The sequence below is a fragment of the Mycoavidus cysteinexigens genome (genome assembly GCF_003966915.1).
GTDB lineage: Bacteria > Pseudomonadota > Gammaproteobacteria > Burkholderiales > Burkholderiaceae > Mycoavidus > Mycoavidus cysteinexigens.
The window spans coordinates 719889-740672 of sequence record NZ_AP018150.1 but is presented as its reverse complement, the minus strand read 5'-3'; the positions used below and the strand labels follow the sequence as shown (position 1 = coordinate 740672).

13 protein-coding genes and 1 pseudogene are annotated in these 20784 nt (G+C 50.7%); 2 read left to right on the top strand and 12 right to left on the bottom strand.

Annotation, left to right across the window (positions count from 1 at the left end; all coding sequences use genetic code 11):
* Positions 1-271: 271 nt before the first annotated feature.
* From MCB1EB_RS03315 to MCB1EB_RS03255, 12 genes and pseudogenes are all read right to left on the bottom strand, one after another.
* Positions 272-1780, bottom strand: a complete 1509-nt coding sequence (locus tag MCB1EB_RS03315) for a DegQ family serine endoprotease (RefSeq protein WP_052393779.1) — start codon at positions 1778-1780, stop codon at positions 272-274.
* 69 nt (positions 1781-1849) lie between these two features.
* Positions 1850-2443: an RNA polymerase sigma factor RpoE gene (rpoE, locus tag MCB1EB_RS03310; protein WP_045362995.1), complete on the bottom strand. Its 594-nt coding sequence runs from the start codon at positions 2441-2443 to the stop codon at positions 1850-1852.
* Between the two features lie 127 nt (positions 2444-2570).
* Positions 2571-3008, bottom strand: a complete 438-nt coding sequence (locus MCB1EB_RS03305; protein WP_052393781.1) for a protein YgfX — start codon at positions 3006-3008, stop codon at positions 2571-2573.
* Positions 3009-3048: 40 nt separating this feature from the next.
* Entirely contained in the window at positions 3049-4284 is a 1236-nt protein-coding gene (gene fabF, locus MCB1EB_RS03300; protein ID WP_045362998.1) for a beta-ketoacyl-ACP synthase II, read from the bottom strand.
* 95 nt (positions 4285-4379) lie between these two features.
* Entirely contained in the window at positions 4380-4619 is a 240-nt protein-coding gene (gene acpP / locus MCB1EB_RS03295) for an acyl carrier protein (protein ID WP_026920964.1), read from the bottom strand.
* A 133-nt stretch (positions 4620-4752) separates the two neighbouring features.
* Complete coding sequence (gene fabG, locus MCB1EB_RS03290) at positions 4753-5499, bottom strand: 3-oxoacyl-ACP reductase FabG (RefSeq protein WP_026920965.1); 747 nt, start codon at positions 5497-5499, stop codon at positions 4753-4755.
* Between the two features lie 31 nt (positions 5500-5530).
* On the bottom strand, positions 5531-6460 hold the full coding sequence (gene fabD, locus MCB1EB_RS03285; RefSeq protein ID WP_045363000.1) for an ACP S-malonyltransferase: 930 nt from the start codon (positions 6458-6460) through the stop codon (positions 5531-5533).
* A 21-nt stretch (positions 6461-6481) separates the two neighbouring features.
* Entirely contained in the window at positions 6482-7471 is a 990-nt protein-coding gene (locus MCB1EB_RS03280; RefSeq protein ID WP_045363003.1) for a beta-ketoacyl-ACP synthase III, read from the bottom strand.
* Between the two features lie 169 nt (positions 7472-7640).
* Positions 7641-8645 (bottom strand): annotated as a pseudogene (gene plsX, locus MCB1EB_RS03275) (phosphate acyltransferase PlsX); the annotation flags it as partial.
* A gap of 151 nt (positions 8646-8796) precedes the next feature.
* Complete coding sequence (gene rpmF / locus MCB1EB_RS03270) at positions 8797-8976, bottom strand: 50S ribosomal protein L32 (protein WP_026920968.1); 180 nt, start codon at positions 8974-8976, stop codon at positions 8797-8799.
* Between the two features lie 179 nt (positions 8977-9155).
* Positions 9156-12758, bottom strand: a complete 3603-nt coding sequence (locus tag MCB1EB_RS03265; protein ID WP_045363006.1) for an NACHT domain-containing protein — start codon at positions 12756-12758, stop codon at positions 9156-9158.
* A gap of 6018 nt (positions 12759-18776) precedes the next feature.
* Positions 18777-19307: a YceD family protein gene (locus MCB1EB_RS03255; protein WP_081677956.1), complete on the bottom strand. Its 531-nt coding sequence runs from the start codon at positions 19305-19307 to the stop codon at positions 18777-18779.
* Positions 19308-19454: 147 nt separating this feature from the next.
* Between MCB1EB_RS03255 and MCB1EB_RS03250 the strand changes: the two genes are divergently transcribed.
* Both MCB1EB_RS03250 and MCB1EB_RS03245 read left to right on the top strand, forming a co-directional pair.
* Positions 19455-20063 (top strand): Maf-like protein, encoded by a 609-nt coding sequence (locus MCB1EB_RS03250; protein ID WP_045363010.1) that lies wholly within the window; start codon positions 19455-19457, stop codon positions 20061-20063.
* Positions 20060-20782, top strand: a complete 723-nt coding sequence (locus MCB1EB_RS03245) for an SAM-dependent methyltransferase (RefSeq protein ID WP_045363013.1) — start codon at positions 20060-20062, stop codon at positions 20780-20782. Before MCB1EB_RS03250 ends, MCB1EB_RS03245 begins: the two co-directional genes overlap by 4 nt.
* The last annotated feature ends 2 nt before the right edge of the window (positions 20783-20784 follow it).

The window sequence follows — 20784 nt, the reverse complement described above, 5'->3', positions numbered from 1 at the left end:
ACTTTCACCGGATAACGCCCATTTGTCCCAAATTAAGACGGGCAGGTCTATATCAAAAGCCCAGAACGCAATCTCGCTATTTTTACTTCTGCTTAGATACCGCACTAACCGATAGCGTTGCGCAGTGGTCGCCCTAGGCTATTGAAAAGATACTAAGTTATTCTTTGACCTATTGATATTTAGCATATCTTTCAATGCGCTTGGCCGCAGACTCGGGCCCTGCCCAGCCTACCAAAAAAACCAAGAGTTTAGCGAATAGAGCCCATCTCGCTTATTTCACCCGTGGCCGCAACGGAACAAATTGCGTGTTTTCACCACGGCGCACTAAAATAGCGACCATTTTTTTAGGGTCCAGCGTACGCACTACGGCATCGAGTTGCTGCGCATTCTGAATATCCGTAGCGCCAATACGCAGCACAATATCGCCCCTGCGTATGCCAACCTGCGCGGCAGGGCCTTGCGCTGCCTCAACGCGCACGCCATACCGTAATTTAAGCGCTTTTAATTGTGCTTCGGAAAGGTTGCTAACCGTCAGTCCGATTGAGTTTTCCGTATGCATGCGTGGGTTGGCTTGAGAAAGCAAAGCGCGCGCGGGCCGATCTGGTTGCATTTCTGCGACGCTGACCACTAGATCTTGTTTTTTCCCTTTGCGCCATACTGTCATTGTCACGCGCGCTCCAGGTTTGGTGGCGCCGACTAGCCGCGGTAAATCGCTCGCCTCTTCAATGATTTTGCCATTGAAGCTTAAGATAATGTCGCCCGCTTGCACGCCGGCTTTGTCAGCCGGCCCATTTGCCTCAACGCTACTCACAAACGCGCCTTGCGCGCGGGGCAGGCCTAAAGAATTGGCAACTTCTTTAGTTACTTGACCAATCGCTACGGCAATGCGGCCGCGCGCCACTTTACCTGTCGCTTTCAGTTGCTCAGCGACACGCGTCGCCTCATCAATTGGAATGGCGAACGAAATACCCATAAAGCCGCCGGTACGGCTATAAATTTGTGAATTAATGCCAACCACTTCGCCGCGCAAATTCAGCAGCGGGCCGCCCGAGTTGCCTGGATTGACGGCGACATCGGTTTGAATGAACGGCAAATAGTCACCGGTATTGCGCCCTTTTGCGCTGACAATGCCCGCTGTCAAGGTATTCTCAAAACCAAATGGCGAGCCAATCGCAACCACCCATTCGCCCACGCGTAGTTTGCTTGAATCGCCGAGCGTCACAAGCGGCAGATTTTTTGCTTCGATTTTCAGTAAGGCAACATCCGTGCGCTTATCAGCACCGATGAGCTTAGCTTTAAATTCGCGTTTATCCGGCAGTGACACATAGATACTGTCTGCGTCATACACCACGTGCGTATTGGTCATGACATAGCCATCGGCTGAAATCACGAAGCCCGAGCCGACGCCATTACTCCGTTCCATGCCTGCATCAGGCACACTTTCGTCTTCTGGCGTTTGCTCAGAACGCGGCGCAGGACGTTGCTGCGGTAGCGAGAAACCAAAGAAACGTTGGAGAAAATCCAACATTTCAGAGTTGTCCATGCCGGGCGGCAATTCGATTGCGCTACTGTTAAAAGGGATCCGCCCAGTGGTGCGGATGTTCACTACAGCCGGCCCTACTTTATCGATGAGCCCGGTAAAATCCGGTAGGCTTACAACCGGCGCAGGAGCCGGCAACTCATCTGCCAGCGCGCTAGGAAATGGCGCAAAAGCCGCGGCAACCCCGATCCATAGTGGGCTAAATAAGCGAAACAAATGGTGTGTCGAAAAATGGCTCATAGTAGTCAATAAGCTGCAAGTTGAAAGTACAGCTATAAGTCTACCGTATTAAATAAATGCTGCGCGAGCCTACCAGCGTTTATTTTCTGGGGTATCGAGTAAAGGACGTAATTTAGCGGCAATCGCTTCACGCGCCCGAAAAATCCTTGAGCGCACCGTGCCAATCGGGCATTTCATCGCCACTGAAATTTCTTCGTAGCTGAGCCCCTCGAGTTCGCGCAGGCTAAATGCCGTGCGTAAGGTGGGCGGTAAAATCGCCATCTCTGCATTCACCGTTTGCGCCACTTGTTTGCTCATCAATAAAGATTCAGGTGTGTTGATGTCTCTCAGACATTCCGCACATTCCAAACTTTCGATTTCAATAATGTCCACGCCAATTAAGGTACGTCGGCTGTGGGTCGCCAAGTGATTTTTTGCGGTGTTGATGGCAATTCGGTAGAGCCAAGTATAAAAAGCGCAGTCTCCACGAAACTGTGGCAAAGCCCGATAGGCTTTGATAAATGCATCTTGCGCTATATCTTCGACTTCGGCGCTATCGTACACAAACCGACCAATTAATCGAATGATGCGGCGTTGGTATTTGGTAACCAGTATCTCAAATGCAGCCGCATCGCCTTTGTATATACGCTCGACCAAAGCCTGGTCGATGTCTTTTTCACTCACCCTAGCGTATTTCCGTGTAAGAGGCTGACTGCTATTCTGTGCAGCCTCTGTGCTTCTAAAGGCGCTATTCTAATGGCCGCCCCACGGTGATTTGCGCATGCTGTTACAAGCGTTACAAAGGTTACAATTAACGGTTACACTTTCTTGCCAGTTGCCGGCAGCGCACCACTAATTCACGCAGCATATGGGCCGGCAGCGCATCGGCAAGGATCAGTAGTGTACGCCTGCGGCCATCGTTGGCGCGCAGCGTGATGCTTAACATCAGGCCGCTCCAATGGGCGATGTTCGAGATGTGTGAATAATCGATAGGCGGCGCAGTGCGGGGCCAGAGCGTGATGCTCTGTGCACTGATTTCTAGTTGAACCGGTTGCTCTACGTCAGCTCGGTAAGCCAGGTAACTCAAGGTGAGCACCACGGCAAGTACCGCGCATAGAGCGTAAGACAGGCCGAGGCGCGGTGCGGCGACATGCCACACCGCATAAGCACAAGATAAAACAAAGGCTAGGCTGAGCCACCTTAAAACAGCGGAAGGCTTAAGTTTGAAGCGCAGCGGGGTCTGCAACATACGCTTCGCCCCTGCACCCTAAGGTTTTTTGCCTGACTGTTTAGATGCGTTTAAAGACTAACGTCCCATTCGTTCCGCCAAAGCCGAATGAATTGGAGAGCGCGATGTCTATTTTCATCTCGCGCGCAACGTTCGCGCAAATATCTAAATCGCATGCTGGATCTTGATTATAGATATTGATCGTCGGCGGTGTGATTTGATGCTGTAGCGCAAGTACTGCAAATACGGCTTCGATACCACCCGCTGCGCCTAACAAATGACCGGTCATCGATTTGGTTGAGCTGACGACCACTTTTTTTGCATGCTCGCCCATTGCGCGCTTGATGGCGATAGTCTCACTTAAATCGCCAAGCGGCGTGGATGTGCCATGCGCATTGATGTAGTCGACTTGAGAGGTATTAATCTCGGCGTTTTTCAGCGCATTGAGCATACAGCGATGGGCTCCATCGCCGTCCGCGCAAGGCGCGGTCATATGGTAGGCATCTGCGCTACGACCATAGCCAATCAGCTCACAGTAAATTTTTGCACCACGCGCTTTAGCATGCTCATACTCTTCAAGGACCAACACCCCGGCCCCTTCGCCTAGTACAAAACCATCACGGTCTTGATCCCAAGGACGGCTCGCGGTGGCTGGATCATCATTGCGTTGCGACAGCGCGCGCGCCGCCGCAAAACCACCAAGCCCAAGCGGCGAAATCGTGGCTTCGCTCCCTCCCGCCAGCATTGCATCGACATCGCCATATTCGATCATGCGCATGGCCTCTCCAATCGAATGCGTACCTGTGGTGCAGGCGGTAGAGATCGCCAGGTTCGGACCTTTCAGGCCAAAGCGAATGGATAAGTGCCCGGAGATCATATTAATAATCGAAGCGGGTACAAAAAATGGCGAAATGCGGCGCGGACCACGATTGAGCAATTCAGTTTGCGTTTGCTCAATGGATGGCAAACCACCAATGCCTGAACCCACAATCACGCCGATGCGTTCCGCATTGGCTGGGTTGACTTCAAGGCCACTGTCTTGCATGGCTTGGATCCCGGCAGCTAGCCCGTAATGGATGAATACATCCATATGACGCGCTTCTTTGCTCGGAATATATTCGTCAACATTGAACCCTTTCACCTCGCCAGCAAAGCGGGTGGATAAATTCGATGCATCGAATTTGGTCACAGCAGCAATGCCAGATTGGCCTGCCGCTAAGTTAGCCCAGCCTTCGGCAACCGTATTACCGACTGGCGAAATGTGCCCTAAACCTGTTACAACAACACGGCGACTCACATTACCCTCTTTTCTCACATAAAAACAAAAAAGCCACAGCGCTCACAGAGAGAATCTCTGCGAGTTCTGCGGCCCACATGAACGAAGATAAGGAATTAATCCTTAACGTTAGCACGCGCGTAATCAACTGCCTGCTGCACTGTAGTAATCGATTCGGCCTCTTTGTCAGGAATTTCCATGCCGAATTCATCTTCAAGCGCCATCACGAGCTCAACTGTATCTAACGAATCGGCCCCGAGGTCATCCACAAAGGAGGATTCATTTTTGATTTCGCCTTCGGCAACGCCAAGTTGCTCAGCAACGATTTTCTTGACGCGTTGTTCAATATTGTCCATTCAGACCCCTCCGGGATTAGGTTATAAAGTTTCGAGTGCGCGCATTCTATCAGGTTTGAAAAACAAGTCATCACTTTGATGAGAAGACTTGAATCATGCGCGAAATCAGGTTATAGAAAATAAGAGAAATAAATCAAGCCATAAACATCCCGCCATTGATATGCAAAGTGGTTCCGGTAATATAAGCTGCCTGCTTAGACGCCAGAAAAGCAACCGCATGAGCAATATCCTGTGGACTGCCAAAACGCCCCAGCGGGATCTGCGATTTGATTGCCGTCTGTTGTTCGGCAGATAAAACTTTAGTCATATCCGTTTCGATAAATCCAGGCGCAACGCAATTGACGGTGATACCACGGCTGCCTACCTCGCGTGCCAGCGCCCGTGTCATGCCCGCCACACCCGCTTTGGCCGCAGCGTAGTTGACTTGCCCGGCGCTGCCGATCGAGCCAACCACCGAAGTGATGTTAATAATCCGCCCACTCCGAGCTTTAAGCATAGGCCGCAGTACTGCGCGCGATAAACGGAAAACCGCTTTTAAATTCGTGTTGATCACCTCGTCCCAATCTTCTTCTTTCATCCGCAAGATGAGTTGATCGCGCGTGATGCCTGCGTTATTGACGAGGATATGCAGTGCACCAAATTCTTGCGTCAAGTCTTCGATCCGCTGATCTAGCGCCGCATCATTCACATTCAAGACAATGCCGCGGCCCGCCAACCCCAATTCAGTCAATGCAGCGGTAATCGAAGCAGCGCCCTCTTCGCTGGTGGCGCTACCTATCACGGTCGCACCAGCGCGCGCTAATTCAAGCGCCAATGCGCGGCCAATGCCACGAGACGCGCCGGTCACGAGCGCGATTTGTCGATCCAATAGTTTTTCCATTGAGCTTCTATTTTTCAGTAAAATCAAACGACTAACGCAACAGCGGCAAAGCCTCGTCAAGCGAGGCAGAATCGCATAGGGCGAGACTCACAAGCGTGCTATCAATGCGTTTTGTTAAACCGGCTAAAACTTTGCCAGGACCACATTCTACGATATGCGTGATGCCAGCCTGCGCCAGCGCTTGAATTGACTCAACCCACCGCACCGGCCCCGCCGCCTGACGCGCGAGCGCATGTTTAATCTCGCTTGGCTCAGACGCTGTTGCCACATCAATATTATTAACCACTGGAATCTGCGGCGCGCGCACTTCGACCTGCGACAAATAGTCACGCAGCCGATCCGAAGCGGGCTGTAGCAAAGAGGAATGGAACGGCGCAGAGACCGGCAACAGGAGCGCGCGCTTGGCGCCTTTAGCTTTGGCTAATTCACAAGCCGCTTCAACCGCGGCCTTATGCCCAGCGATGACGATTTGCGCTGGCGCATTAAAATTCACGGCCTCGACCACCCCTGCCGCACTCGCTTCAGCACACACTGCACGTACCGCATTAGCGTCCAGGCCAAGAATCGCCGCCATCGCGCCAACCCCGACTGGAACTGCTTCTTGCATAGCTTGGGCGCGAAAACGCACGAGCGCTAAAGCATCTTTAAAAGACAAGGCGCCCGCGGCCACCAGGGCGGTGTATTCACCCAAACTATGGCCCGCCGCCATCGCTGGCGCTAACCCGCCTAGGCTAATCCAGGCGCGGTATACGGCATACGCTGCCGTTAACATCGCGGGCTGCGTGTGGAGAGTGAGATTCAAGGTCTCAGCGGGACCTTCGGCAAGCAACTTGCCCATATCCTGCTGCAACGTATCTGAGGCTTCTTGCAACGTCTCGCGTACTACCGGCCAATCGGCCAAAGTCCCCAGCATGCCCACCGACTGCGAGCCTTGCCCGGGAAATACAAATGCACATTTCATGTAGTTTAAATCCTAATTCAATCAAAAACGAATGACCGAAGCGCCCCAAGTGAAACCACCACCAACGCCTTCAATCAAAATATGCTGATCCTGTTTAATCCGGCCATCTCGCACGGCCTGATCCAGCGCCAACGGAATTGAAGCAGCTGAAGTATTGCCATGCTGATCGACTGTCACCACCATGCGTTCAAACGGCAAATTCAGTTTACGACAGGTCCCTTGCATAATCCGAATATTGGCTTGATGAGGAATCAACCAGTCAATCTGTTCAGGCGCTAGCTGCGCTTTAGCCAGTGCTTCAAGCGCGACCTTTTCCAGCACATTAACCGCCAGCTTAAGCACCGCCCGCCCATCCATATGCAAAAAAGCACTACCGGCAATCACGCCGGCCTGCGGACGGCCTGGCACACAGAGAATCTCTGCCTGACTTCCATCTGCATGCAGCGCGTTGGCCAAAATACCAGGCTCGGCAGAAGCGCCCAGCACCACGGCGCCTGCGCCATCACCAAATAGGACGCAGGTGGTGCGGTCATCAAAGTCAAGTAAGCGCGAAAAGGTTTCCGCCCCCACCACCAATACTGTGCGATAAGCACCACTACGGATAAAATTATCCGCCATCGTCAATGCATAGACAAACCCTGAACAGACTGCCTGCACGTCAAAGGCCGGGCCGCCATTGGAAATGCCGAGTTTGCGTTGCAATAAGCATGCTGTGCTCGGAAAAATCTGATCCGGCGTTGATGTCGCTACAATCACCAAATCGACTGACTGTGGATCTAGCCCAGCCGCATCCAGGGCGTTTTGAGCCGCGGCTAATGCCAGATCGCTGGTGTTTTGCTCAGCGCTAATAAAATGACGTGCGCGAATGCCCGTACGCGAAAAAATCCATTCGTCGCTGGTTTCAACGCCACGCACTGCAAGCTGATTCGCTAACTCTTCATTAGTGACACGCCTGGGCGGTAAAAAACTGCCGGTGCCAATGATGCGAGAATAAATATTTGTCTGTGCCATTATGCTTTGGATGCGATCGTTTCTAACCGATTTTGCGCTCATTGTGAACGGTAGGCTGACTTATTTTGTCATAGTCCGCCCCCGCAGATAGAGTATCGTCGGTCAGTCTAGCGTGCTGATTCTCCTGATTCGCTTTACTATACGTTTGCGCCATATTTTCATCGCGGCCGAGCTGATTTTCTTCGATAGCGCGCTCAAGCCGCGTTTGCAGATTATTTTTAATCGCATCGTAACCGCGTTTAAGCGCCCACTCAAAAGCATAAGCATCGGCTGAACCATGGCTTTTGATAACCAGCCCGCGCAAGCCAAGCAGGGCGGCACCGTTATAACGCCGATGATCGAGCCGACGCTTAAGGCGCGAGAGGACTGGCCACGCCAGGGCTGCCATCAATTTACTTAAGCCAGAGCGCAAAAATTCCTCTTTAATAATGCTATTGAGCATCTGCGCTAGCCCTTCGGAGGTCTTCAGCGCAACGTTGCCGGTAAACCCATCGCAAACGATAATATCGGTGGTGCCTTTATAAATATCGTTGCCCTCTACATTGCCATAAAAATTGAGGGTGCTAGCGCGCAATAATTCACCCGCGCGCTTAATCGCCCCATTACCTTTCATGGCTTCTTCGCCGATATTCAATAAACCGATGGTAGGCCGCTCTTTGCCTTCAACGGCTGCAACCAACGCATGGCCCATTTCAGCAAAGCTCAGCAAATGATGCGGCTCGCAATCCACATTCGCGCCTAAGTCCAGCACGGTTGTATGGCCATGTAGATGCGGCATGATCGCAGCAATCGCTGGACGTTCAATGCCCGCTAGCGTTTTAAGCATATAACGCGAAACCGCCATTAAGGCCCCGGTATTGCCAGCCGAGACACAGGCTTGCGCTTGCCCCTCTTTAATCAGGCTCAATGCAACGCGCATCGATGAATTTTTTTTCCTGCGTAGAGCAACCTCGATCGAATCATCCATCGTCACCACTTCAGTCGCAGCGTGCACAGATAACCTCGATTCATGTAATGCTTTGCATTTTTTGAGCTGGGCGCGGATTGAATCTTCCAGCCCAACCAATATCAATGCAACATCATCATGCGCGCGCAGAAAATTAACCGCGGCAGGAACAGTCACGGATGGGCCATAGTCGCCACCCATGCAATCAATGGTGATTTTAATCGTCATACTATTTGACGGCCCTTAATACAAAAAAGCGGCAGATAAATGCCGCTCTTGCATTGAACCGAAAACACTCGTCAAACTGAAAACCTACGTTCACTGTGAACCAGCACTCAATAAATCAAGCTGCTGGCAATGATTATGCAATGAATCGGTCTTAGTCGTTATTAGATTTAACAACCTGCTTACCGCGATAATAACCATTCGGGCTTACATGGTGCCGCCGGTGTACTTCGCCTGAGGTCGGTTCAATCGAAAGCGGTAGGCCGCTCAAGAAATCATGTGAACGATGCATCCCGCGTTTTGACGGTGATTTTTTGTTTTGCTGAACTGCCATAAGTCACTCCGTAACTTTAAAAATTTCCGGGATTCTAACATAACTCGCCGAGTTAACTCCACCTAACTAGTCTAAGTAACCCTAAACTCAGGATACTGTCTTATGCTGAACAAGTCTAAATGGCCTTTGCAACATGCCTGTCCTGACAAAATTATCCCGAATTTAGGTTAAATAGTGCTCTACGAGCGGTCAGAATCGATGAAATACGCAGGCTCTGCCTTAATCCTTGCAAAAGCTTCATGCAGCACCTGGATTTTATCAGCCTCTAAAGGAACAGACTTTGGACCAACCGATGTATAGAAGTGGAGACTATCGTCTTGAATATAGAGGGGCGCAATATGCTTACAGCTATGTGGGAAAAAAACCTTGAAATAGATGGAGCTGAGTTTACTCTTATCAAATGTCGAGCATGCAAGCCACTGATAAAGCTCTTCTGTATGCAGGTCTAAAACTTTAGCAGCGGCAGATACAGCCTCTTCTTTTTCATCCTGTAGCACTGTGAGTAAGGTACCGATCGTAGAGGCAGAAAGTTCTTTCCGTTGACTTAATATTTTGACGACCCTGTATCTCGCATAACGATCTTCACCCTTTAAGGTTTCAATCAAGGCCTGGTTGACAGAGTCAGGCAGAGCTTCCTGCTGACCTAAAGCCTCAATAGCTACCTCCCTTATTTTACCTTCCTCATCTTCTAAGGCTCTATCCAACAAGGGCTGATGAATTTCAGGATCTAACTTTTTATGTAAGAACAATGTATCAGCAACGGCATACCTAACATGCGGCCTTTTATCCTTTAGCCCTGCGATTAAGGCGCCCATTGTAGAAACCGATAGTTCTCTCTGTTGGCCTAAGGTTCTGGCAGCTTTAGCTTGAGACTCGACGTTTATGTCTTCATCTCTTAGCCTTTCGATCAGAACCTTAATCTCGGCTTCCGATAGTTTTTCTTGTAAATCAACTCTATCCTCCGCCGTTAAACTATCGGCCGTGCTCATCTGGTGGCGCCAGTCCAATGACACCGGCGCACTAATCATCATAATATGGCCTTCATCTTCACTATTATCGACTTCTAATTGATACAGCAAAGATCGCTCAATTGACTCGGGCAAATCGTCTTGTCGAAATAGAATATCTGTAACCACCTCCCTGCAAAAACCCCCAACTTCATTTTGTAATTTTAGTATCTTACCCAAGGCTTCGATAATGGTAACAGGTAGTTGTTCCGATCTTGTTAGTGCCATAGCAACTAGTTGTATGGCAGTCGGGTCTTCTTTTTGTTGACCATCTTCTAACTCCTTGCCCAAGAACTCGATAGCATTACCAGATAAAACTGAACGTGCTCCTAAGGTTTTAATAATATTCAACTTGTACCTAGCGTTAGCCGGATGCTTAAGCAACAGATGCTCCGGAAAAATCCTCTGGCTACCTAAGCGACTGTAACCGTTCTGCCCATTTTCCATCTCGAAATTCAGCCACTGAATTAATTCTTTTTCCAATTGCTCTACGGTTGTTTCCTTCAATTGAGCCCTGGCTTCGTTTAAACACCCCATGATCACTTGCTGATGATGCATCCCGATCAGGTCTCGCGGCGATTGGCCCAATACATTAAAGAAATTTTCCAATGCAGTGTCTTTAAGCAAGCCGGCCACCATCCACCAAACGATCTCATACCGCGGATTATATTTATGCGTGGCGATAAATGCTTCCAGCTCTGCCCGGCTCGGCATTACACTTAAAGCCTTTTGTACAATGTGGATTGGGGCTCTTTCGACTTTTGTACACGCTTGTAGATGCCCAGCTAGGAACTTCGCTGCAAAAAACTCCTGAAACGTTAAGTGTAGGAAATGATACTGGCGCTCCGATTCAAGCCGATGCCCATCCGCTGTATGTAAATACGAGGTTTTTTTCAGATTCGTGGTGAAATGGATGGGTAATTTTTTCCCTGTTTGAGATCCCTCATTCAGTTCTTTTCTATACTGGCTTAAATCTTCCCGGCTAAATTCAATCTTTTCTATCTCCAATCCCTTAAATGCTAAATAGCTTAGATAATGGATTTCGGCCGTCATCAATTCCTCCAGATCTGAGGTTGACAAATCTTCAATGACATCGGCTCCTAATACCTTACCTTCCTCTTCTTTCTCTAAACGCACGCTGTCTTTGCGCCATAATTTATCCACCATCGCCTCGTACAGGATGGCCATCGTTACTTCTCGATTTTTGGGGAGCCGATCCCAGCTATGGCACAGCGCATCCAATTGAATGGGAATGTTGACCAGTCCCTTCAACGGCGTTTCCTTTATAAACTGCTGAATAGCCGCTTGTTGAGACTCAGGCGCAAACTTTTGGATATAAGCCTGTACATTGGCTTGACTAAATCCAATCGTTTCCAATTCCAAATCAAGTTTACTCAGCTTGTTTGCATCAACCCCGGTAGGTCGGGAGGTGATAACAACATACTTTTCCTCAAGTAATGCCCTCAAAAAGGTTCCTAACTGATTTTCTCCCCCCAGTTCGCTAGCGACTTCATCTAAACCATCTAGAATAAACAGCGTTTTGTCCTGATGTGCGTGGAAAATTTTCGATAACGCCTGCGCTTGGTGGCTTTCATGGCCTACAAAATACTGATTGCAGAGCAGATCTTCTAAGCGTTTAGGGACGTGCGTCTTGAGTTGCCGTAAGGGCACCCACAATAGGCTCTCAAATCGATCTTGCCAAAGTCCATTATGGTGGTATTCATACACCAGCTTTTTGCATAACGTGGTTTTGCCTATCCCTGCTCGCCCCTGAATTAAAATTCGCTTGGGCACTCCTTCTGAGCCGTCTCGTAATTTTTGCGCCTCAAAAAGCTTCTCTAGGGCAATCAACTTGTTTGGATTCGTCGGCTCAAGCTGCTGCCGCTCACTGCTGGGCAGGCGTTCAAAAGCTGCCGCTTGTTTTTCCAATTCTTCTTTATCTTTTGTGCGTTGCGTCTGACTTTCGACAATCGCTAGATTGATATAACAGTCTTTCAGGGCAGCGGTCTCACCTGATACCCGCTGAATCGACAGATTAGATAATTGATAATGCTGATACAGTGCATGGCGCAAGCTGTCTAACGAGACAGCATGAGGTTGCTTAGCCTCTACATTCGGTGCGTAGTAATGCACGTTGACCGTATTATGCTTGCCATGGACTGGAGCATTAATCGTACCTTGACAGTTTTGTACGATAATCTTTCCTTCGGTATTACCTGCTTGAATAGAAAAAGGCGGAGAGTAGGATGAAAAATTGGGCCGATGCGCTGCAGACGCCGAATTGTTTGCGGGGTATAAAAATCCGTCTGAAGTAACTTCGTGTTCAGCCGCCTTTTCTTTAACCAATTGAATAGTTTCTTGAAACACTCTCTCTGATTCCGCACTCTGCTTTTGAGAAAGTAAATATTGACTGCGACAAAGACCAATGTTTTGAAGCAAAACCTGGACTTCGGCTTGATCCGATTCTAATCGGTATGCATCAAGTCCGTATCTTTGAGCTTGTTGATAGGCATTTCCTGCCTCAATGACATTACGCTGCTTTTCCAACAAAAGCGCATAATCCAAATTGATCCTAGCGAGAGCTCGACACACTTTGGATTCAGTTGAATTTAATTTTTCCGTTACGCGAAGTGCCTGTAGATAGCACGCTTGGGCCTTATCCAAGTCACCTTGTTTTTCATAATCAAGCGCTTCTTTGTGAAAATCCTCCGCTGATTTATAAAAATCACGAGTGATCCCCCAACCAGCTCGCCATACCTGCCCTAGTCGCTCCACTTTTTTTCCTTTAGCCTGTTTTACTTAAAGAGTACGGATTTCATCCTGCACCCATTCTTTATTCGTGGCGCGATTCTAGCAGAGGCTTTTTAACTAAATTTGCCTCATAGACACCGTACGACAAACCGCAGGCAGAGAGGCGTTTTTTTAGGTCGTTGGGAACGCACACCATATTGCGTTATCAACTTTAAGAAGGCGCAGCCCGCCGCGAAACGTGGGCGTTTCGCTACACTGGACTCAAGATGACATTTATGCAAAAAACTATTTGCTAGAATCCAGCTGGAAATAAAAAATAGGTGCGCGGTGGGGACTACTTAAAAACACCCATCCAGCGTGCGGAGTGGGTTAAATCAAGAGCATCATACTAATGAATAACAGAGAAACACTATGCTAGACAGTATTTTTTCATCATCCCGAAGCGCACTCTCGCCACAGGAAACGTTGGACCTCGCTCATTCTTATTTAGAGGCTGCCCGCAAGGAGAAGAATCTCAAGATAGCTTTAGTCTTGTGTGACGATACGGAGGCCTCGTTATCCCAGATGAAAAAAGCCGTGAGAAAGGCGCAGGCTCCGCAGACAATAGCCGATCAAACCCTGCGCGATAAAATAGCCGAAATTTACTTCGAACACGGTAAAGTATTAGACGATTTAGGACACAAAGAGAAGGCACAAGCAAGCTATAAGAAAGCAGAAAAATGGGGATACGTTCCGGCACAAAACCGGATCGATCCTTTACCTTCGCCCGCCTCAAGCCATAGCGTTCGCGCCAGTCGCTCAGGTGAATCGAATTCACCCACCCTGTCCAGGTTGTTCGCGTCCAGTTATGGCGTTGCCAGTCTGGGCCTAGAGCAGGCTCATCGGAAATTAAACGAAGTTTCATTTTTCCAGAGCAATCCATCCGCGCCCGTGATGGCCGATGCGTTGCCCGCTGTGGGCGAGCGTCCGAAGAACCTGCAGCAGTTAGCGAATGGCCTAATCCTGTTATCGTTGAAAGAATCAGCGCAGGGGGAGACCATAGAACTGTCCGAAGAGGCGCAAGCGTGGTTGCGTGAGACAGAGGAGACGGAAGCCAAACGGCTCAATGCCCTGGCCACCGAAGTCATCCGGGTGTTTGTTGACGATGAATTGAAAGAGCTGTCCGTCGCGGAAGTGGTGGTGCTGGCGCCGGGATTAAGCAAAGAGCTGTTTAATGCGCTACTGAAAAGATTGATCAATGGGATTGAGCACAGTACGTTATTAGAAACGGATTTACTGGACGGCTTAGCGCAGATGATCCGAAACGCCGCGCCGGAGTATTTGGATACTGATGATTTAGTCAAAATTGTAGAAGTGGTGAGCGCTCGCTTACAAAAAACCCATGGGCAAAGCGAAGATCATCTGTACCGCTTAACTTACGCGCTCACGCATATTTTGGATGCGATGGCGGATTATGTGAAAGACATAGACCGTGAGCAACTGCGCGAGCCCTTATTAGCCTATCTAAAAAGTTTACAAGACAGCGACAACCTGTATTTAGTCTACCAAGCAGCCTACGCGTGCCAAGCGTTGGCCCATGTACCGGACAATGAAACGCCTTGGCAAGGGGCAGTGCGTCGTGGGAGCACTATTCTCAAGGGCGTTTCAGGTTTAGTCAGCGCGGTCAAAGGGTTTGATCTGAATAAAATGATCGAAAGTCTGGGCAGTCTCTACGATGGTGTAGGAGGCTCAGGGGGCTTATTGGAAGCCTGGGACGCGGGGGTAGAGCTGTATGAAACGGTGAAATCGTTAAGGGAAAGCGGACAAGATTTTGTGAGTTGCCTAAAAGAAGGGCTCACGTTTGAGAAAAAGGCGAGCTGGTATCAAACGTTGGAAAGGGTGGATGTGTTGTTGCAACAGCACAAGCTGAAGGATTTTGAAGCGTTTGTGCGGCAAGCCCCTTGCCGTCAACATAAAGCGTTTCAATGGGGCTTGAGTGAGCGCCTAGGCCAGTTAGCGGCCAACCCGGAGCTGGGTGCAGAAACTCAGCAGAGTGCGTTGCGCTTTTTAGGAGATCTGTATGAAAACGATGTGCTATGGGGCCGATCCGTTCCGGCCAAAAAGCGGATCCTCCAGATGCTCAGAGAATTGGGGTTAGCGTCTAACGTTGCAAAGGAAGCGAAAGCGCTGATAGCACGCTTAGCTCAGGTCGACGGGGCGCCCAAACAGGCGCTCTATGCCTCCTGTGAAAAAGATGCCACGACCGGTCCAACGCCTCTTTATAAACCCGAGAGCACCCCAAGCACTCTGACCTTGCTTGCACGGGCTCAGAAGGTGCCTCAGGTTGAAGAGAAGGTGCAGCAACTGAAAAGAGAACGTTTAAAGGCCTGGAAAAAAGACGAAAGGCTGTATGTTAAGCCGCAAGGTAAAGCAAAGCTCCACGATACCGTGACGTTCGATCTAACAGACAAGGTCAATGAATTTCTGCGCAGCCCAGAGAAGAAAATTTTATTACTGCTAGGGGATTCCGGAGCGGGTAAGTCAACCTTTAACAGTGCTCTCGAAGCGAATTTATGGAAAGCGTATCTCAATCCTCCTACACAAGAAAGACGCATTCCTTTGTTGATCGCGTTACCGGAAATTGATAACCCAACGCATGAGCTGGTGGAAAAACATCTGCATCTAAAAGGCTTGAACCAAAAGCAGATTCAGGAATTAAAGCGGTCACACCAATTTGTCTTTATTTTAGATAGTTACGATGAAAGTCAACAATCGAAGAATCTATATCTGACGAATAAAATCAATCAAGAGGGGGGATGGCAAGGGCAAGTGATTATAGGCTGCCGCTCTGAATATTATGGTGAAGATGATCGGGCACGCTTTGAACCGGAGGATAAGACTCAGTTGCAAAAGCTAGTCGTCGCGCCGTTCTCAAAAGTAGAGATTAAGCGATATATCGAAGTGTATGCGCAAGCAAATCCCTTGGGGTGGTCGTCTGAGCGTTACCAAGAAACCCTCAAGAGTATTCCCCATTTAGAAGAATTGGTGACGAATCCTTTTCTGCTGAAAATTACATTAGACGTGCTGCCTCGTCTGGCCAATCAGGAACAGAATTTAACCAAGACGCGCCTGACCCGAGTGGCGCTCTATGACGAGTTTGTCGAGCAGTGGTTCGAGCGTGGCAAACAGCGGTTTTTAAAAGAGAAAACGCTTGAAGGTCAAGAAAAGAAGGTCTTTGAAGAATTGATTGATGAGGGATTTACGACGAGTGGCATTGCGTTTGTCAAAGAATTAGCGGTGCAGATTTATGAAAGACAACGAGGCAACCCGATCGTGAAATATGCCCGCTTTGAAGATCAAAAGACGTGGAAGCAAGAATTCTTCGGTCCAGAAGACGAAAAGAGGTTACTGCGAGAGGCATGGCCGTTAAACCGGAGCAAAAATCAATATCAGTTTATCCATAAATCACTATTGGAATATTTTGTGGCGCGCGCGGTGTTTGAGCCGGGACAAAGCGAGTCGGGGGGGAGGGAAAAATCCCACACTACAGTGGAATCGGCAAAGCGGGCGCGTCGTCTGAGTTTTGAGAGCGACTATTCCCTCGATGGAAAAGCGGTTCTGGATGAAAAAGACTTACTGGATACGCCGCTCGCGCGGAAGAACTTTGTGACTGAGCCGGCGATCCTGGGATTTTTGGTAGAACGAGCGCGGAAAGAGCCGTTGTTTAGAAAACAGTTGCGCGGGGTGATTGAGCGTTCGAAAGTGAGTGATGAGAATGGGGCGCACTCAGTGGACAAAGAGGTGATCCGTAAAGCGGCGGCAAATGCGATCACGGTATTGGTGAAATCGGGAGAGCAGTTTAATGGAGCGGATTTAAAGGGAATTCAGATCCCTGGAGCGGATCTCAGTTTTGGGGTATTTGATTCAGCGCAATTGCAAGGGTCAGATTTAAGAAAGACCAATTTTAGGACGAGCTGGCTGCGCCAGGCGAATTTAAGCGGTGCGCAGATGGAGGGGGTGCAGTTCGGCGAATGGGCCTATGTGCAAGAAGAGAGCGAAGTAACGTCCTGTGCCTATTCACCGGATGGTCAAAGGTGTGCGATGGGTCTTGATAACGGCGTGATTCGAGTGTATGACACGTCAAGCTGGGGAAAAATCCACACCTTAGAAGGCCATACCTCCTCTATTAATAGCGTGGTGTATTCGCCGAGCGGCGCGCAGATCGCCTCGGGCAGTAGAGACACTACGGTTCGTCTGTGGGACGCGCACAGCGGCGCGGCGGGGCACACTTTAAAAGGACATACCTTCTGGGTTACTAGCGTGGTGTATTCGCCGAGCGGAGCGCAGATCGCCTCGGGCAGTTGGGACTGTACGGTTCGTCTGTGGGACGCGCACAGCGGCGCGGCGAGGCACACCTTAGAAGGCCATACCTACTCTGTTAGGAGCGTGGTGTATTCGCCGAGCGGAGCGCAGATCGCCTCGGGCAGTGAGGACACTACGGTTCGTCTGTGGGACGCGCACAGCGGCGCGGCGGGGCACACCTTAGAAGGCCATACCAGTTCTGTTAATAGCGTGGTGTATTCGCCGAGCGGCGCGCAGATCGCCTCGGGCAGTGATGACACTACGGTTCGTCTGTGGGACGCGTACAGCGGCGCGGCGGGGTGCACCTTAAAAGGCCATACCATTGGTGTTAATAGCGTGGTGTATTCGCCGAGCGGAGCGCAGATCGCCTCGGGCAGTCGAGACACTACAATTCGTCTGTGGGACGCGCAAAGCGGTGCGGCGGGGCGCACCTTAAAAGGCCATACCAGTTCTGTTAATAGCGTGGTGTATTCGCCGGGCGGCGTGCAGATCGCTTCGGGCAGTACTGACCAGACGGTGCGGCTGTGGGACGCGCACAGCGGCGCGGCGGGGCACACCTTAGAAGGCCATACCGACGCTGTTAGGAGCGTAGTGTATTCGCCGAGCGGCGCTCAGATCGCTTCGGGCAGTTCTGACCAGACGGTGCGGCTGTGGGACGCGCACAGCGGCGCGGCGGGGCGCACCTTAGAAGGCCATACCGACGCTGTTAGGAGCGTAGTGTATTCGCCGAGCGGCGCGCAGATCGCCTCGGGCGGTGATGACAATACGGTGCGGCTATGGGACGCGCACAGCGGCGCGGCGGGGCACACCTTAGAAGGCCATACCGACGTTGTTAGGAGCGTGGTGTATTCGCCGAGCGGCGCGCAGATCGCCTCGGGCAGTTGGGACTGTACGGTTCGTCTGTGGGACGCGCACAGCGGCGCGGCGGGGCGCACCTTAGAAGGCCATACCGACGCTGTTAGGAGCGTAGCGTATTCGCCGAGCGGCGCGCAGATCGCCTCGGGCAGTGATGACAATACGGTTCGTCTGTGGGATGCGCAAAGCGGCGCGGCGGGGCACACCTTAGAAGGCCATACCTACTGGGTTACGAGCGTGGTGTATTCGCCGAGCGGCGCGCAGATCGCCTCGGGCGGTTATGACAAGACGGTTCGTCTGTGGGACGCGCAAAGCGGCGCGGTGGGACACATCTTAGAAGGCCATACCTACTACGTTATGAGCGTAGTGTATTCGCCGAGCGGAGCGCAGATCGCCTCGGGCAGTTTGGACAATATGGTGCGTCTGTGGGAGGTGGCCTCGGGCACGTGTCTTAGAGTGATGCAGGCGTTGAGTGGTCCAGTTTGTAGCGTGGCCTGGACAGAGCGGGATGGACAACAGTATTGGGTGATAGGTGGCTTAGATCATTCCGTGCGGCAATGGGAGATCCCAAAAGAGCCGGAAGGCGACCAGATGAAATTGCGCTGGAGTTCAGGGCATGGAGCCTTGACGGTGACAGATATGTTGATCGAAGGGGTAGAAGGTTTAAGCGGGATGAATGCGCGTCTTTTGAAGCAGCGTGGGGCCGTAGGGAGTGTGTTACCGCTGACTGGTTAAAAATAGGCGGTCAGGCGGGTGAGTGGATTCGGGCTGAGTTAGAGCCCGTTCCGCTTGCCCGAGTGGGGTTAGGCCCCTGTTCGATTTAACAACAGGAGTGACAAGTGAGCTTCAATTAGAGGTTTCTACCCCATACCCTACGATAGATTCATGCGTAAATGGACAGACCGAATGCTTGGGCACAAGTGGCAAAGAAAGCAACAGTTCTTCATCGATCAAATCGATTAAATCGAATTGACGCGAGCCAACGATGACATCTGCTCGCTCATCATTGGCTGGCGCAGCATCAGCCTGCGCACTATTTTGCACGATGCGATACCATATATCGATCGTGAGTGGCTCCTGGTATGGCTCAAGGCAGCGCTGGCATTCAAGCCATAATGCGCCTTCCAGCGTCAGCCTCAAGTAAGGCATAGCCACCGATTTGCCGCCGGCCACCAGCTCCTGGCGGATAGCGCCGGTTACATTCCAGCGCAATGCTGGATGCTGGGCTAGCTTATCGGGCGTAACTTCGTTTAAGATGCGTGACAGATTCTGTACTAAGACTTCGCCGGATGCCTGCTGTTGCTTGCGCGCAAACGCAAACACATCAAACATGCGCGGATTGTCGAGTACAGCCGAACAGCTAAGAGTTTGACTCATGAATGTGACTCACCAACAATCAACAAGCTTTATGGCGGGCACTTCCGCTTTAGAAAAGCTAATGAAACAATGAAAGCTCATCAGCTTATCGATTTTTAATTTTTGCGTCAAATCTTAGATGTTTCTTTTTGTCTCAACAAACGAACCATGCCCTCTTCGCTGCCCGCTAAAACTCGCTTAATTCTTGCGTCAAGTTCCCCCTATCGCCGCGCCTTGCTAGACCGGCTACGGATTCCATTTGAAATTATTGCGCCCGCTCTGGACGAAACGCCTCTGCCTAACGAAACGCCGGCCGCGACTGCATTACGGCTGGCGCAAGCCAAAGCGCGCAAAGTCGCCCTGCAAGCCCCTGATGCGCTGATCATTGGTGCAGACCAAGTCGCTTTATGTGAGGGCCGGCAGCTTGGCAAACCCGGCAATCATGCGAATGCGCTAGTCCAGCTACAATCTATGCGGGGTCGCATGATTGAATTTCATAGCGCGCTGTGCGTGTATGATGCACGGCGCAAAACCATGCAAAGCGCAGACATTCTCACACAGGTTCGGCTACGCGATCTGCCAGATGAGGAGCTGGACGCTTATTTGCGCATCGAACAACCCTATGATGTTGCCGGTAGCGCAAAAGCGGAAGGGCTTGGCATCGCTTTGCTAGAATCGGTGCAAAGCCATGACCCAACCGCTTTGATCGGCTTGCCATTAATTGAATTAACCCAGATGCTGCGCGCCGCGGGGCTCAAACTCTTTACCGTACGATGACCGGCAAACTTTACTTAGTGCCCAATACACTGGGCTCAACCGAGAGCAACTTGCTCGCCGCAGTTCTGCCTGCGGCAGTTCAAGCGCAAGCGGCTCAACTCACTTATTACATAGGTGAAAATGCAAAAGCAACGCGCGCATTTTTGAAGCAGATCGGCACCCAGCACGCGCTGCAAGAGATTGAAATTCGTGAATTAAATGTGCATACGCCGGCCGCCCAAATTCATGCGTTATTAGCCCCGATTGTCGCTGGCGCGGATGGGGGGCTGGTTTCGGATGCAGGTTGTCCGGCTGTAGCGGATCCTGGCGCGCTCTTGGTGCGCCAGGCGCATCAATGCGGGGTGCCGGTTGTGCCCTTGGTTGGGCCGAGTTCTATCTTGTTGGCCTTAATGGCGTCCGGGTTGAATGGGCAAAGTTTTGCTTTTCATGGTTATTTGCCAGTCAACGCCAATGAGCGCGTGCGCGCTTTGCAAGCCCTTGAGAAACAATCACGCACGCGGCAGCAAACCCAGATTTTTATTGAGACCCCTTATCGGAATCAAGCATTATTGGAGGCGCTGCTGACCCACTGCGCAGCATCAACCCAATTATGCGTTGCAGTAGATTTGACGCTCCCCAGCGAATCCATTGTCAGCCGTTCTGTCAATCAGTGGCGCGCAAACTTGCTTGATGTGCATAAACGGCCCGCTATTTTTCTACTGTTAGCCGCGCCAACCTAGCG

Coding starts and splice junctions, on each gene's coding strand:
- MCB1EB_RS03245 (WP_045363013.1), top strand. CDS start 20,060: ATGACCGGCAAACTTTACTTAGTGCCCAATACACTGGGCTCAACCGAG.
- acpP (WP_026920964.1), bottom strand. CDS start 4,619: ATGGACAATATTGAACAACGCGTCAAGAAAATCGTTGCTGAGCAACTT.
- fabG (WP_026920965.1), bottom strand. CDS start 5,499: ATGGAAAAACTATTGGATCGACAAATCGCGCTCGTGACCGGCGCGTCT.
- MCB1EB_RS03280 (WP_045363003.1), bottom strand. CDS start 7,471: ATGGCACAGACAAATATTTATTCTCGCATCATTGGCACCGGCAGTTTT.
- MCB1EB_RS03315 (WP_052393779.1), bottom strand. CDS start 1,780: ATGAGCCATTTTTCGACACACCATTTGTTTCGCTTATTTAGCCCACTA.
- MCB1EB_RS03255 (WP_081677956.1), bottom strand. CDS start 19,307: ATGAGTCAAACTCTTAGCTGTTCGGCTGTACTCGACAATCCGCGCATG.
- fabD (WP_045363000.1), bottom strand. CDS start 6,460: ATGAAATGTGCATTTGTATTTCCCGGGCAAGGCTCGCAGTCGGTGGGC.
- rpmF (WP_026920968.1), bottom strand. CDS start 8,976: ATGGCAGTTCAGCAAAACAAAAAATCACCGTCAAAACGCGGGATGCAT.
- MCB1EB_RS03305 (WP_052393781.1), bottom strand. CDS start 3,008: ATGTTGCAGACCCCGCTGCGCTTCAAACTTAAGCCTTCCGCTGTTTTA.
- MCB1EB_RS03250 (WP_045363010.1), top strand. CDS start 19,455: ATGCCCTCTTCGCTGCCCGCTAAAACTCGCTTAATTCTTGCGTCAAGT.